Genomic DNA, 15,252 nt, shown 5'->3' on the forward strand with positions numbered 1-15,252 from the left:
TGGATGATTTTAAAGTATCGCCGCAGAGTGTGATCTATATAGAGGGTAAATAATGCATAAGCTATCTTCAATTCTTGGTGTAATGGCGACGGCTCTACCGTTGCAATTGGCCGCAACAACATTAACTATCAATGGTGTAACCTATAACGCACCCGGTGGTAGTAACTTTAATAATATTCAGGTTCAGCACTCTAACAATAGCGTTGTTTTAACTACTGAACCGGCATTTTTACTTGACTATGTACAACCAATCGCTGATACCGATAGCGGTAACAACGACTATGATCCTGTTTTTAAGTTATCGACACAAAATTTCTCAGTCGCAGATGGAGCTACCACAGTAGGCACTGTTGAGGCTATGGATGGTGACGATGATTCTGGTACCATTTCCTTCACTGAGCTAACTGATGCTGGCAATCTTTTTGAAGTCTCTCCCACCGGTGAAATTACATTTACTGACCCGAATGGGGCGGTATTTGTAAACGGCGGCAATAATGTACACTTTCTTGGCCTTCAAGCCAGCGATAATGACAGTGGTGGTACACCTAGAACAGCTCAAACTTTAGTGCGCGTTGAAATTACAGATGGCTCGGCACCGGCAAATACAGCGCCTACTTTTGCAGCAGGTAACCAATATAGCTATACCATCGCTAATGGAGCCTCTGGTACAATTGGAACTATTACTGCGACAGATGTTGAAACTGGCATCACTTACTCGTTGACGGGGGCTGATGCCGCCGCATTTAGTATCAACGGCTCAGGTGTCCTAAGTCTGACCCAAGCTGCAAACCATTCAGTTAAGAGTTCATATAGCCTTGCTGTAATTGCAGCTGATACGGGCTCACCTGTTTTACAAACCACTTCACCTACTATCACAGTTAATGTGAGCGCGCCTACCGGTGGCGGCGGCGGTGCGTGCGGCCCGACCCCATCTAACGTGGAATTAAAAGCCGCTATTAATCTTGCGACCCCAGGTACGCAAGATCGGGTAACGATGACTCCAAGTAAGGTGACTTCGATTCCACTCAATACCTCGACTAACCCAACGTACTCAGGACAAATAGCTATTGCTTCTACAACGGGTAACTCGCACGTTACGCGTAACGTTTGGTTGTCTACTTGCCCTGGTATTGCTGATGACTTGTCAACCAATACCACCTATACTGAGTGCCATTCTACAGGTAATTCGACTACAGTCGTCAAATTCCGCCAGACAGGCACAGGTGATTTCCGTACCTGCGGTTTGGATGTGAACACTACCTACTACTTAAATGTAGAGAATCAAAACTGTAATACTGGTCAGTGTGATGTGTACCGAGCGATTTATACGAAAGGCACTCCTTAACTTTAAGGAAGTCATTTGAGGCTAAAAGCGCTGGCAGTTTGCCAGCGCTTTTTTTTGAGAGAAATAAATGAAAAAATCTATAATTATTCTGTCCTCTACACTAATGTCAGCTGCAGTAGGTGCTGGAGTTTTGCTTGAAGGTAACGGCGTAAAAATCAGCAGTGCTGATATTGAGATGTATGTTAAGACTCAAGTGCCTGAAGAGCAGCAAAAGTCAGTTTTAGCATCGCCAAAAACCTTAACCCAAATAGTCGAAACCCTTTATCTTACGCGGCGATTAGCCAATCAAGGTTTGCACGCTAATTTGCTGAATAAAGGCGAGCTTGAGTGGGAGCTTAAGTTATCAGAGCAGCGCTCCTATATGAACGCATTTATTAACCATAAAGTTGATAAACGTATTGATGGAGTCGACTGGAGAGGCATGGCAAAAGAAGAGTATTTGGCTAACAAATCGAGATATTTATCTACCGAAACCGTAGAAGTCTCACATATACTGATTAAGGGTGAAAATCCGAAAGATCAGATGGAGAGTGTGTTGGCTGAGTTGAAGGCTGGTGGAGACTTTGAAGCGCTGGCAGCTAAATATTCCCAGGATCCAAGCGCTGTTCAAAATAAAGGCAACCTGGGTTACATCGTAAAAGGGCAAATGGTACCGCCGTTTGAGAAGAAGGCTTTTTCTAGTCCGGTTGGTGAGGTTTCAGAGCCATTTACTACACGGTTCGGAACGCATATCCTCAAGGTTACCGCAAGAAAAGAAGCACGAATTAAAGCTTTTGACGAAGTGGTAGATTCTATAATTGATCAGCTGAAGCCGGCAGTTCGACAACGTTTTAGGGGTGAAATTATAGATCGTACTCGATCGGAAAAGGGGCCGAACGTTAATGAGGCATCATTTAATACATTCCTTCATCAACATAAAGCTATAGCTCCAATTAGCGGTGAAAAATAAATATCACTCCCTCCACGGCCTAAGAGCCCTAGCAGCGATATCCGTATTGCTCTTCCACTGGGGCTCAGCCATTGGCTTCTTTAGCCAAGCTCAAAAACTGACAACCGTCTCTTTTGCTGGTGTCAGTTTTTCTGTTTTAGCCCCGCTAGATTTTGGCTGGCTGGGCGTTCCTGTGTTCTTTATTCTTTCTGCAGTGTTGCTTGGTGAAGCTTGGAAAGACAAAGAGCTAAATATTTCGTCTTATTTTGACTATCTAAGGCGGCGTTTTCTACGAATTTTCCCAGCGTTTTGGTTGCAGTTATTGCTGTTGGTGGCGCTGGCATCCGTTGCCGGTATTGCTTTCGAGCTTGAAGGTACGTGGCATTTTATTCGGCATGCTTTATTGCTTATTAACCTGCCTCCATGGATGGATATGCCTATAAACCCGGTTTGGTGGACTTTGCCTGTAGAGTTTACTTTTTATCTGCTTTTGCCCTTCATGGCTGTAGTATTTCGTAGCCGCTCGCTGATATATCTGCTGTTATTTGGTTTGCTGCTTACTATTTGCTGGCGTTTGGCTGTATTTAGCTATTATGATTTGGAGAACTATGCGTCTAAAATTTATGTTTTGGATGCATTGCCTGGTGTTATGTTTACGTTTTGCCTTGGGTTGGCGGTTGCTCTTTCGGGTAAAAGTAAAGCAATAACGTTCTTATCTGGGGGGCTGGCTTTCAATTTTGCCATTGTAGGTTTTGTAGGTCTGCTTGTACTGCTTAAACTAAATTTGGCTAGCTATTGGAGTGGGGGCCTTTTGCTTCTAGTTTGGCCAGCAATGGTGGCTGTATGTTTAACGGTTATTGTTGTAAGGCTTAAGTTTTATGAAGTTCGCTTGCTGTCGTCAAAAGTGCTGCAGTATTTGGGCGATATCAGTTTCGGTATATACCTATGGCATTATCCGGTGCTGCAGTTCCTCTCTCTTCATATTGAGAATACCGATCAGGGTTTTGGTTCTATGTTAATATCCCTGCTGGCAACATTAGCCATAACTGTTGTATTGGCGCATCTGAGCTACCGATTGTTAGAGCTTCCCTGCATGCGTCTGTTTAGATAACAAAGGTTTAAGGCAGGATGATGCTTGAGGCGATACTGCTAAGTGTTAAATTGGCTTTGCTGAGTACAGTATTGCTTCTGTTTATTGCGACTTTTATATACTTAGTTCTCCCCAAGCAGGGCATTCTTCAAAATTTAGTCAACACGGTAATGATGTTGCCTTTGGTTTTACCGCCAACCGTTATTGGGTTTTATCTCTTATTGTTTCTATCACCGCAAGGGCCGTTAGCCAGCTGGCAGCTGGCGTTCACCTTTGAGGGATTGGTGATTGGATCGGTTATCTATTCCTTGCCTTTTGTATATCAACCAATACGCAATTCCATAATGGCTATTGAAAATAGTCATTATGAGTTGGCGGCGATAATGGGCGCGGGCCCCTTAGATCGTTTCTTTAGTGTTACCCTTCCTTTAGCTCGGAACGGATTTATTGCCGCTGCTATTATCGGCTTTGCTCATACCCTAGGTGAATTTGGTGTGATTTTAATGATAGGTGGTAATATTCCTGGCGAAACACAAGTGCTGTCAGTACTACTATATGAACTTGTGGAAGTGGGTGACTATCCCTCGGCGCATAAACTTTCTGCATTGTTACTATTAAGCTCTTTTTGTCTTTTACTTTTAATGTCTCGTTTTTCCGAATCTTGGCTTGTTAAAGAAAGTGCAACCCCCGCATTTAAAGGTGGGCAGAATTAATGAGAGAGGTCGGGACAAGTACAAGTGGCCTGGTGCTTAAAATTGACTGCGAGATTAACTCTAGCCTAAGGCTCAGTATAGATGAGGCTATACCCATACAAGGTTTGTGTGCAGTGTATGGCGAGTCGGGTGCTGGTAAAACCAGTCTGCTAAGAGCCATCGCTGGACTAAATGTTTATTCCGGTGCGTATATAAGTTATAAAGATGAGATTTGGCAGGATAAGGCCCACTTTAAGCAAACACACAAACGCAACTTAGCTTATGTTATGCAAGAGGCAAATTTATTGCCTCACTTAACAGCTAAGCAAAATATTTTGTTTGCTTTAAAGCGTCGCAATCAGTGGAATAAAAAAGCGACTAGCGATAATGTTGAATTCCAGAAAGTTATCGAGCTGATGGGCGTCGGAGACTGCCTAGATCGCTACCCCGTACAATTGTCCGGTGGAGAAAAACAGAGGGTCGCCTTGGCGCGAGCACTTCTGACCCAGCCTGATTTATTGCTGTTGGATGAACCTTTATCCGCACTTGATGACAATCGCAAAGCTGAGTTATTACCTTATATCGAACTTATTAAATCAGAATTGCAAAGCTGTATCCTGTATGTCACTCACTCGAAGAGAGAGCTCGCAAAATTGGCGGATAGAGTATTGATGGTAGAGCAGGGACGCTACACATTAAGTGAGGATATTTATTCTTCCCTGTTTCCCGGTGATACAGCTTTGGCGAAAGAAGTTGTATTCGCCGCGAAGGTGGTTGCTAAAGAGCCGAAGTGGGGGATGCAGGTGTTGGATATTGCTGGGCGGCAGCTTCGCCTAAAAGATTCAGGCGAGCGAATTGGCAGTGCTGTTAATCTTTGTATATCGGCTAAGGATGTTAGCTTAAGTCTTGAAAGGCCAGAGCGAAGCAGTATTTTGAATCTCTTGCCGGCTACTGTAATTTCATTACAGGAAATGCCCGACGATTTCAGTATTGACGTTCTATTAGATGTATCTGGACAGCGGTTGTGGGCGAGCATTAGTCGCTTTTCAGCGCAACAGATGTCTTTGGAGGCTGGGCTTGATTTGTGGGCTCAGATTAAGGCCGCTGCAATTGTGGCCTAAGGCTTTATTTTAAAAGGGAAAGCAAAAACCGAGCATTTAGCTCGGCTTTTTAGATTTGGTGCCCAGGAGAGGACTTGAACCTCCACGCCCGTGAGGGCACTAGCACCTGAAGCTAGCGTGTCTACCAATTTCACCACCTGGGCAAAGCTGTGTGGTTTCTTTAAAGCCCGATTGGATTCACCCTTTAGCAATCTATCGATTGCCTAGCGTGGTCACTCTCGGCTCCTGCCTTCGTGACACTCGCGCTTCCTGCGCATCGTCTACCAATTTCACCACCTGGGCAAAGCTGTGTGGTTTCTTTAACGCCCGATTGGATTCACCCTTTAGCAATCTATCGATTGCCTAGCGTGGTCACTTTCGGCTCCTGCCTTCGTGACATTCATGCTTCCTGCACATCGTCGCTCTCGGCTCCTGCCTTCGTGACATTCATGCTTCCTGCACATCGTCTACCAATTTCACCACCTGGGCATTTGGATCTCAAATCCAAGGCCGCGCATCATATTGATTTCATTTGGGGCTGTCAATTATTTTAGAGCTAAGAATAAGCAGCTTATAACGACAAGTTTTTAAAACAGCTCGCGTGCTAAATTCGATTACAGCTCGTCGTAAACTTCCGCCAAACGGTATTAAGTTTGGCCGTTTTCATAGCCATTGTTGATTACTATATAGACATAAAGCCCGAAATCCATCTGCTTGCTGTATGGGTTTTCTGTAGCTAGGAGTGTTTATGAATATCAATACGGGTAATAGCTTTAGTATTGCGCAGCAAGGCTTGCAGCGGAGCCAGGCGAGTGCTGTGGAAGCGGCGGAGTCTATCGCGAGCCCTGAACGTTTGAACGGGCCGGCCGATATTAGTTCGCTTGAAAAGCCTGGTGAAAGACCAGAATCAACAAGCGACACTTTAGAGCCCTTGGCGCAGCCTATTATTCAACTGAAAGAATCCCAGCGACTGTTTGATGCTTCTGCGAAGGTCATTGAAGTCAGTGATCGCACGATTGGTGCATTACTGGATGTTAGTGCTTGAGCGAACGCTGTGAAAGTAGGAGGCTGTCATGATCAGTTTTAGTCCTCAGCCAAGCTTGCCCAATACGGTAAGCCCATTTGAATCGCCTGTGAATAAACCTACCGGTGAAGCGAACCCTGATGCTCAGCAGAGTACCATTCGCCCAGTTGATGAATCCAACAAGACTGAAAAAAATCAACGCCGAGCTCGAAGCAATGAAACTTCAGGCGACACGCTTGAGGCTGATGGCGAAGAAAATAAAGGTAATGCGCAAGGACAAAAAGGCATTGATGGCGAGCCACTAAGTAATCAAGAGCTTGAGCTGATTCAGAAGCTTGCAGCTCGCGATAGAGAGGTACGCGATCATGAGCAGGCCCATGCCAATGTCGGCGGTGAGCTGGCAGGTGCGCCCAGCTATCAATATGAGAAAGGCCCTGACGGCAAAAACTATGCAGTTGGCGGTGAGGTGCCTATTGCCATTCAAGAGGTAGCTGGAGACCCGAAAGCAACCTTAGAGAATGCTCGTAAAGTACAGCGAGCTGCACTGGCCCCAGCCGAGCCTTCCGGTCAAGACAGGAGAGTCGCCGCTCGTGCAGCGCAGCTAGAACAGCAGGCGCTGAGGGAAATTACACTACTTGCAGAGGCCGAACGCCGAGCTAAGGAAGAAGAGGCCAAGATCAAAGCTGAACAAGCGGCTATGGAAGATAAGAAGGATTCTTTAGAGCGTGAAAAGCAAAGCGTGGAAGAACAGCGCATTAGCCAGGCGGAATTGAATCGCAAGAGCTTTGAGCTTACCCAAACCTTGGTGGGCATCCAGAATGGTGGCGCCTCGGCGAATATCGGGCAACTGATAAATCGTGTCAGCTAAGGCCTAATCACCTATAATGAGCTTATTCAATTGATAGGCTCATCATTTCTATATGAGCCCCTTAGCGGGACCCAATTTTGTCAAAAAACAAACAATCGCATGACCCTCATGCGGAGCGTGAAGCCCAAAATTACGCTAACCCAATACCCAGCCGGGAATTTATCCTAAAAAAGCTGGATAAAGCACCAGGGCCACTAACCCACCCAGAGCTTTGTAAGCTATTAGAACTCAGCGATGAAGAGTCTATCGAAGCATTACGTAGGCGCTTGATAGCTATGGAGCGGGACGGGCAGCTAATGCGCAACCGGCGCTGGGCCTATGGCCCAGTTGATCACCTTGATCTTATTAAAGGACGTGTGCATGGCCATAAAGATGGTTTCGGCTTTGTTATTCCGGCTAATGGTGGGGATGACCTTTATTTAGCAGGTCGCCAGATGCGCAAGGTATTTGACGGCGATGAAGTGTTGGTGCGCGATAGCGGTAAAGGCTATCGCGGCAAGCGAGAAGGGCATATTGTTGAGGTTATCGCGCGTAATACCCATCAGGTTGTGGGGCGTTTTTATGCCGAAAGTGGCGTCAACTTTGTTCGCCCAGATAATGCGCGCTTAATTCATGATGTCATGATCCCTGCCGATGAAACTGCTTCGGCAGAGCCTGGGCAGTATGTTGTTGTTGAAATCACTCAACAACCGGATAGGCGCCAACACCCCGCCGGTCGAGTTTTAGAGGTGTTGGGTGATCATATGGCACCTGGAATGGAAATCGATGTTGCGATTCGTTCTCATGGAATTCCGCACCTCTGGCCAAGTGATGTGAGCGCTGAAGCGGCGGCTTTAGATAGTGAGGTCGCAGAAGAAGATAAACAGCACCGCGTCGATTTGCGAGATTTGCCCTTTGTTACTATCGATGGCGAAGATGCGCGTGATTTCGACGATGCTGTACTCTGTATACCCAACAATAAGACCAAGGGCTGGCGTTTGTACGTGGCCATTGCTGATGTATCTCATTATGTCACTTTGGGTTCAACTCTAGATAGAGAAGCACAAACCCGTGGCACCTCGGTTTATTTTCCTGACCACGTCGTGCCTATGCTGCCTGAGGCAATTTCTAATGGTTTGTGTTCCTTAAACCCCGATGTAGATCGTTTGGCGATGGTCTGTGAAATGACCATTAGCGCAAAGGGGCGGGTAAGTGGCTATCAGTTTTATGAGGGTTTAATTCACTCCCATGCTCGCCTGACCTATACCGAAGTCGGTCGCATTCTAGATGAGCGTGGAAATCCGCAAAGTGGCCCTCGCAAGGCACGCACCCAGCTATTACCTTATCTTGATGCCTTGCATGATTTATACAAAGTGCTGCGTGAGAACCGCAGTGAGCGTGGTGCTATCGATTTTGAGACAACTGAAACACGTATTCTTTTTGATGAAGACCGAAAAATCGAAGAGATTGTGCCAGTTGAGCGTAACGATGCTCATAAGCTTATTGAAGAATGTATGCTGTGCGCCAATGTTTGCGCCGCGCGCTTTTTGGAAAAGCTTGAATTACCAGCCCTATACAGGGTTCACGAAGGCCCGGGTGAGGAAAAGCTAGAGAATCTACGTGATTTCCTAGGGGAAATGGGGCTTAGCCTTGGTGGACGTTTGCAGCCAAAGTCCTCAGATTTTCAGCAGCTACTGCAATCGATTGCAGACAGGCCTGAGGCGGGCTTAATTCAAACGGTCATGCTGCGTAGCATGAAACAAGCCGTTTATAGCCCAGATAATAAGGGGCATTTTGGCTTGTGCTATCCAGCCTATGCTCACTTTACCTCGCCAATTCGCCGATACCCCGACTTACTCGTTCACCGCGCAATACGTTCGGTAATTCGTGGGCGTGGGGGCTTAGGTCAGCAATTGTTAGCCTTGTTTAGTAAGCCGCCAGTGCAAAAAGTAAAAGGTGCTAAGGCGATTAGTAAGGCTGCAATTTACCCCTATGACACAGCGGCAATGCTCGGCCTTGGTGAAAGCTGCTCGAGCTACGAGCGTCGAGCCGATGAGGCGAGTCGCGATGTAGTCAGTTGGTTAAAATGCGAGTATCTACAAGATCGGGTTGGTGAGACTTTTGAAGGTATTATCAATGCAGTAACAGGCTTTGGTATTTTTGTAGAGCTTAAAGATATTTATGTCGAGGGTTTGGTGCATATTAGTGCGCTACCCCATGATTACTATCATTTTGAGGCCGCCCAGCATCGATTAATTGGTGAAAAAAGCCGTCAAGTTTTCCGTTTAGGTGACGAGCTTCGGGTGCAAGTTGCCCGTGTCGATCTAGATGAGCGCAAGGTCGATTTGGAGTTGGTGGAGCGCCTCCAGGGCAGTGATAGAAAGGGCAGCAAGAAAAAGCGCAAGACCGGCGGTAAAATTGATACCAAATCAAATATGCAGAAGCTACGCGATTTGGCGGACGATGAAGAGCGAAAACCACGCAAAAAGTCGAAGTCTGCAAAAGGAAAAGAAGGTGCGGCAAAGGCCCCCGCAAAGAAAAAGCCTAGTAAAGGTAATAAAGTACGTAAAGCAAAAAGCGCTTCGGCCTCTAAAAAGCATCAGAAGAAAGTAAAGAAATCAGCGGCCCCTAATAAACGTAAGTGAGCTTTTGATAGGGGGGTATTTATCCAAAATTTTCGGGTAAATACTAGCGCTGAAGATTGAGTTAGAAATAAAAATGGCAAAACTAGAAACTATCTTTGGCTTGCATGCTGTGCAAGCTTTATTGAAATCCAGCCCACAAAGAGTCAATGAATTGTGGGTGCTAAAAAATCGCAACGATCAACGTCTGCAAAAGATATTGGCGTCAGCGCAGAAGATGTCTGTCCCCGTAACGTCAGTCAGTCGAAAGCAACTTGACGAGAAAGTAGAAGGGAATCACCAGGGGGTTATTGCCTTCGCTAAACCAGGGAAGCTTCATGATGAGAAATACCTATATGAGCTTATCGATGATTTAAGCGTTCCTGCTTTTTTATTGGTTTTAGATGGTGTTACCGACCCGCACAACTTAGGCGCATGTTTGCGTACCGCCGAAGCAGCGGGTGTGCAGGCTATTATTGCACCTAAAGATAACTCGGCTAGCCTTAATGATACTGCCCGCAAAGTAGCCTGTGGTGCCGCCGAGGTGTTGCCTTATATTAGTGTCACCAACCTATCGCGCACCTTAAAAGCGTTGCAAGAAAAAGGCGTTTGGATAATCGGTACTGCCGGTGAAGCCGATGTAGAGGTATACCAAAGTGACCTAACTGGACCTATGGCCTTGGTAATGGGAGCTGAGGGCAAGGGTATGCGACGACTTACTCGTGAGTGCTGTGACTCTTTGATTAACATTCCTATGGCAGGCGAAGTCAGCAGCTTGAACGTCTCTGTAGCAACAGGAGTGTGCCTGTTTGAGGCTGTTCGTCAGCGCAACTAATAAGCCTAATCTCTTAAATTAGGTGATTTGAAAAGGAGGTATAGCTTCCTTTTCTGCGTTTTTAAAGTTAAATTTCATCACTATTCCTCCGCGTAGGGGCTGCAGTACTGCAATTTGCCGCAGCCTGAATTCAACTGAACCTATATTCGAATAAATGGCATTTATTTCATAATTTCCTGTGTCATTATTTTTAAAAGCCTCGTCTAAGCTATTAAATAACGACATTGTGCAAACAGCACCTGGAGGAAGGTCCCGATGAAACGTACCATTTATGCAATAGTAGCCGCTTTAATAATTCCATTGTCCCAAGCTTGGGCGGGGAATGGTCTAAGCGATATTCAACAATCACCTGATCAATCACACTTTATTGCGAGGATGGCCGGTGAGGCCAATGCCGAGCGTATATTGGTTGTAGATGCCAAAGCTAAAAAGGCGATTACCGAGTTTGCCAAGCCTCGTGATGCAATGATTGATTGGTATCGCTGGGTTGATAATGACCGTGTTGTCTATCAAATCAAGCTGGCTTCTGATAAAGCTGGTGCAATTAATGGATTGGTGATGGTATATGCGATGGATAAAGACGGTAGTAATCGTAAGCAAATCTATGGTTATGGTTTGGAGCGTTTTAAGCGTGATACTCGAATCAATAAGCGTAAGGAAGTTAAAGCCCAGTTAGAAATTGTTGACACCTTACCCGGTGAGAAGAAGCTGGTTTTAGTGGCCGAGTATCCACTCAAAAAAGACGGTTTGAATAATTACTTGCGTGCTAAAGAGCGCCCAGTAACCCTAAGCCGTTTAGATGTTTACTCAGGCAAGCGCAAAACTGTGAAAAAGGTTAGCTACGCAGAAGCCAAGAAAATGGGTTCTTAAGTAAATAGCTCTTTTTGTTGTTAATTGGGGTGCTCAAAAACTAAGCAGTTGTGAGCGCCCAATCAATTTTTAGTTTCCCTATTTCCAAACTATGGTTCTATTGCTAGTCTTAGCAACTGCCATAAGATGGATGTATTTGATAGGGAGATTACCATGCATAGATCGTATGTTTATCGTACATACTCGTTCCTTTTGTTTTTAGCAGCTTGCATTAGCGCCTCAATTAGCTATGCAAAGCTACCCACAGATAAAGAAATTGCCCACTTCGTTAAAAAGGGCGACTACCTTGATGTAAAAATTTCCCCCGATGGCAGCTCGCTGGCGGCACGTGTGCGCCAAGGTGAAGATATGCTGTTGATGTTTGTGGATATCGCTAGTGGTAAGCCTAGTGGGGCGGTTAAGGCGAGCAATGGGGATATAATCTACGACTATTACTGGGCAAACGATGAAAGAATTGTATATCAGTTTGCCAGAAAAATCGTAAGTACTGAGAACCCAGTAATGGGTGGAATGTGGGCGATCAATAAAGATAATAGTCGACGTAAGCTGATCTATGGTGCTGGGGTTGATAAAGGGAAAACAGGTTCTAGATTAAACAATAAAAGAGACATAAATGCTGCTGTAGAATTTATTAGTCCACTAATAAATGACCCTAAAAATGTTTTAATCGTTGAGCACCCTCTAAGCCCGGTTGGTAAATTTCTCTATGATTTAAGGAATATTGCGCCCTCAGTTTCAAAGCTCAATGTATATTCCGGAAAGCGATATAAGCTTGAAACTTTGCCTACCCCTGGAGCTGACCCTGTAGCCTCACTAGATGGTAAGCTTCACGTATACACTCACCAAAAGAAGAATACTGTACTTGAAGTTTTCTATCGTGATTCTGCATCAAGTTCTTGGTCTGAAGCACCGCTTCCGCCAGGGTTTACGGATCCAAGAGTAGTTGGTGTGAATAACGCGGGAAGTGAGATCTATATACGAGCACGAGATTTTCAAAGTGGGTTTTTCACTATTTATAGTTGGTCGCCAAGTGATGGCGCAATAGTACCGCTGTTCGATACTGAAAATGGAGACGTGAGTAACTGGATTGTTGATCCGCTTAGCAGAACACCGGTAGCGGCAATACATGAGCCTGACTTACCGAAATATCAGTATTTGGATCATCCATTCGCCAAAAATCACAAAATGCTAGCTAAGGCATTTAAAGGGCAGCGAGTTAGCTTTGAAGACTATTCATTTGATGGTCGCTATATTGTTGCTTTCGTCAATGCGGATGTTAATCCAGGTGAGTATTTTTTATTTGATACGCAAACTAAAAAAGCAGATTTTCTAATGGCTGCAAGATCATGGGTCGATCCAAATACTATGAGACCCATGCAGGCGATGCAATTCGAAGCTAGGGATGGTCTGCAAATGGCAGGCTATTTGACGCTTGCAGATAGCCAAAAGAAAAAAGCCCCTCTAGTTGTTGTGCCTCATGGCGGCCCCCATGGGGTGCGAGATTATTGGTCCTATGATAGCCGGGCTCAGCTTTTATCCTATAGCGGCTTTAATGTGCTGCAATTGAACTTTCGTGGCAGTGGCGGATATGGCGTCAAATTTGAAAGATCAGGGTATAAGCAGTGGGGTAAGGCTATGGTTGATGATGTAATCGACGCAACCAAGGCTTTGGTAGAGCAGGGTTATGCAGACTCCGATAAAGTTTGTATTTTTGGTTCGAGTTATGGAGGTTTCTCCTCAATGGCCGCGGCGTCGAGAGCTCCTGATTTATTTAAATGTGCAGTGGGCTATGTCGGGGTATATGACTTAAATATGATGTTTGAGTCTGGAGATATACCTGAAATGCGTGTTGGTCCTGGGTTTTTAACAAAGGTACTTGGCACAGATAAAGCAGCCATGGCTGAGCAATCGCCGGTCAATAATGCTGAAAAAATTAAAGCAGAAGTTCTATTGGTTCACGGGGGGGAAGACAAAAGAGCTCCAATTGAACATGGGAAGTCCATGAAAAAAGCGCTAGAGAATGCTGGTAATAAACCTAAGTGGATGGTTTTTGGTCGTGCTGGGCATGGTGTTTATAACGACAAAGATAGAGTAAAACTTTACCAAGAAGTTATTGGATTTTTAAATGCCAATATAGCTCCTTAAACCACGAACATAGAGTTAACAAAAACCTGAACATAAAAGGGGCGCAACGAGCGCCCCTTTTTATGACAACTATGCCGTTATCCGGCAACGATCAATCAAAGTTTCTACATCAACGCCTTTAGGTAACATGCCATAGGTATTGCCAGAATTTCCTTCTAACCGGCCTGCACAAAATGCATCTGCGATAGAGCTATTGCCGGCTTGAATTAATAAACTTCCCTGCAAGCCTAAAGCCATTTGCTCAACTACGTGGCGGGCGCGGTATTCGATATCATCCAATTCGCTAAATTGTTTTAGCAAGCTATTTAGATGAGTGTCAAAACGTTTATCTTGGCCTTTGGCTTTGTTTAGCTCACCGATAAATGCTTCCAGTGATCCAGGCTCACGGCCCATAGCTCGCAAAACGTCCAAGCACTGTACATTACCACTGCCTTCCCAAATCGAGTTTACGGGGGCCTCACGATAGAAACGTGGCATCAAGCTGTTTTCCATTACCGCCGAGCCGCCGATGGCTTCCATGGCTTCATAAGCGTGACCTGGGGTGCGTTTGCAAATCCAATATTTGCATACGGCGGTTGCCATACGGGTAAACATATCGGCTTCTTCGTTTAAACCGGATTCATCCATGCCGCGACCAAGACGCATGGCCATGGCCGTTGCAGCTTCGGACTCCAGTGCTAGATCGGCCAAAACATTTTGCATCAAGGGTTGTTTGTCTAAACGGTTACCAAAAGCTTCGCGTTGGCTAGTGTGGTGCACAATTTGATACATATGAGCGCGCATTTGCCCCGCGCTGCCACTGACACAATCGAAGCGAGTGCAGGCGACCATTTCTAGAATATTGGCAATACCACGGCCTTCTTCACCAATTAGCCAACCAAAGGCACCGCGTAGTTCTGTTTCACTTGATGCGTTTGATACATTGCCCATTTTGTCCTTCAGGCGAATAACCTGCATTGGGTTTTTGCTGCCATCCGGGCGCCAGCGTGGAACTAAGAAGCATGATATTCCGCCTTCGGCCTGCGCAAGCACTAAGAAAGCATCGCACATCGGGGCAGAGACAAAAAACTTATGACCTACCAGCTCATACTCCATGCCCGCACCGCGCTCGCCAATAGGGTAGGCGCGGGTAGAATTGCGGCGTACATCCGAGCCGCCTTGTTTTTCTGTCATGGCCATGCCGATGGTTAAGCTTTGCTTATCTTTGTAGGACACATTGCGAGGATCGTATCCAGATGACATCACTTTAGGTAACCAGGTATCAGCAATATTAGGCTGTTTTTTAAGGGTGGGTACACTGGCGTAAGTCATACAGGTAGGGCAAAGGTGGCCGGCTTCTACTTGGGTCTGCATATAAAAGCTTGCCGCGCGAGCAACGTGCGCGCCAGCTTTAGGTTCGGCCCACGGCAAGCCGCCAATGCCATATTCAAAGGATGATTTCATCAGTTGATGATAGGCGGGATGAAATTCAACTTCGTCTACCCTACGTCCGTAGCGATCATGGGTTTGTAATGTAGGCTTGTTTTGGTTGGCTTGGGTGCCCGCCAATATTGCTTCTTTACTGCCACAAACTTCGCCAAATTTTTGCATTCGTTCTAGTGCCCACTCGGCACCTTCGCGAACAACTCCTTCCTTTAAACCTGGGTCGTTATCAAAGACGTTATAGTCTTCAAGAACAACTGGCATATTCTCTACTTCGTGGGTATTGGCCTTTATGCTTTCGGCCATTGGATACTGGTTCATCATCGTCTCCAA

The 15,252-nt window shown here is 45.7% G+C and carries 12 protein-coding genes and 1 tRNA gene; 11 read left to right on the forward strand and 2 right to left on the reverse strand.

What is annotated here, in order from left to right:
• The first annotated feature begins 52 nt into the window (after positions 1-52).
• The 5 genes from Q1A08_RS13580 (at position 53) to modC (ending at position 5,176) form a co-directional block, all read left to right on the forward strand.
• Positions 53-1,345, forward strand: a complete 1,293-nt coding sequence (locus Q1A08_RS13580; RefSeq protein WP_299773795.1) for a cadherin repeat domain-containing protein — start codon at positions 53-55, stop codon at positions 1,343-1,345.
• A gap of 67 nt (positions 1,346-1,412) precedes the next feature.
• The gene (locus tag Q1A08_RS13585) at positions 1,413-2,294 is read left to right on the forward strand and encodes a peptidylprolyl isomerase (protein WP_299773797.1); all 882 of its coding nucleotides are present in this window, start codon (positions 1,413-1,415) and stop codon (positions 2,292-2,294) included.
• On the forward strand, positions 2,284-3,384 hold the full coding sequence (locus tag Q1A08_RS13590; protein ID WP_299773799.1) for an acyltransferase: 1,101 nt from the start codon (positions 2,284-2,286) through the stop codon (positions 3,382-3,384). Before Q1A08_RS13585 ends, Q1A08_RS13590 begins: the two co-directional genes overlap by 11 nt.
• 17 nt (positions 3,385-3,401) lie before the next feature.
• Positions 3,402-4,076, forward strand: coding sequence for a molybdate ABC transporter permease subunit (gene modB, locus Q1A08_RS13595; protein ID WP_299773801.1), 675 nt, complete (start codon positions 3,402-3,404; stop codon positions 4,074-4,076).
• Positions 4,077-4,108: 32 nt separating this feature from the next.
• On the forward strand, positions 4,109-5,176 hold the full coding sequence (modC, locus tag Q1A08_RS13600) for a molybdenum ABC transporter ATP-binding protein (RefSeq protein ID WP_299773802.1): 1,068 nt from the start codon (positions 4,109-4,111) through the stop codon (positions 5,174-5,176).
• Between the two features lie 56 nt (positions 5,177-5,232).
• Here the strand turns inward: modC and Q1A08_RS13605 are convergent.
• Positions 5,233-5,319 (reverse strand) — tRNA-Leu (locus Q1A08_RS13605).
• A 584-nt stretch (positions 5,320-5,903) separates the two neighbouring features.
• On the opposite strand from Q1A08_RS13605, the gene Q1A08_RS13610 reads away from it, so the two are divergent.
• From Q1A08_RS13610 to Q1A08_RS13635, 6 genes are all read left to right on the forward strand, one after another.
• Positions 5,904-6,200, forward strand: coding sequence for a hypothetical protein (locus Q1A08_RS13610; RefSeq protein WP_299773803.1), 297 nt, complete (start codon positions 5,904-5,906; stop codon positions 6,198-6,200).
• Between the two features lie 28 nt (positions 6,201-6,228).
• The gene (locus tag Q1A08_RS13615; RefSeq protein ID WP_299773805.1) at positions 6,229-7,047 is read left to right on the forward strand and encodes a putative metalloprotease CJM1_0395 family protein; all 819 of its coding nucleotides are present in this window, start codon (positions 6,229-6,231) and stop codon (positions 7,045-7,047) included.
• A 77-nt stretch (positions 7,048-7,124) separates the two neighbouring features.
• A complete protein-coding gene (gene rnr / locus Q1A08_RS13620; protein ID WP_299773807.1) occupies positions 7,125-9,671 on the forward strand; it encodes a ribonuclease R in 2,547 nt (848 codons plus the stop codon).
• Positions 9,672-9,744: 73 nt separating this feature from the next.
• Positions 9,745-10,482 carry a 23S rRNA (guanosine(2251)-2'-O)-methyltransferase RlmB gene (rlmB, locus tag Q1A08_RS13625; RefSeq protein WP_299773809.1) on the forward strand — a complete coding sequence of 246 codons (738 nt, stop codon included), beginning with the start codon at positions 9,745-9,747 and terminating at the stop codon, positions 10,480-10,482.
• A 255-nt stretch (positions 10,483-10,737) separates the two neighbouring features.
• Positions 10,738-11,352: a hypothetical protein gene (locus Q1A08_RS13630; protein ID WP_299773810.1), complete on the forward strand. Its 615-nt coding sequence runs from the start codon at positions 10,738-10,740 to the stop codon at positions 11,350-11,352.
• Positions 11,353-11,505: 153 nt separating this feature from the next.
• A complete protein-coding gene (locus Q1A08_RS13635; protein ID WP_299773812.1) occupies positions 11,506-13,497 on the forward strand; it encodes an alpha/beta fold hydrolase in 1,992 nt (663 codons plus the stop codon).
• A 69-nt stretch (positions 13,498-13,566) separates the two neighbouring features.
• Here Q1A08_RS13635 and Q1A08_RS13640 read toward each other — a convergent pair whose 3' ends face one another.
• Positions 13,567-15,240: an acyl-CoA dehydrogenase family protein gene (locus tag Q1A08_RS13640; protein ID WP_299773814.1), complete on the reverse strand. Its 1,674-nt coding sequence runs from the start codon at positions 15,238-15,240 to the stop codon at positions 13,567-13,569.
• Between the last annotated feature and the right edge of the window lie 12 nt (positions 15,241-15,252).

Source organism: uncultured Pseudoteredinibacter sp. (assembly GCF_947500695.1).
Taxonomy (GTDB): Bacteria; Pseudomonadota; Gammaproteobacteria; order Pseudomonadales; family Cellvibrionaceae; genus Pseudoteredinibacter.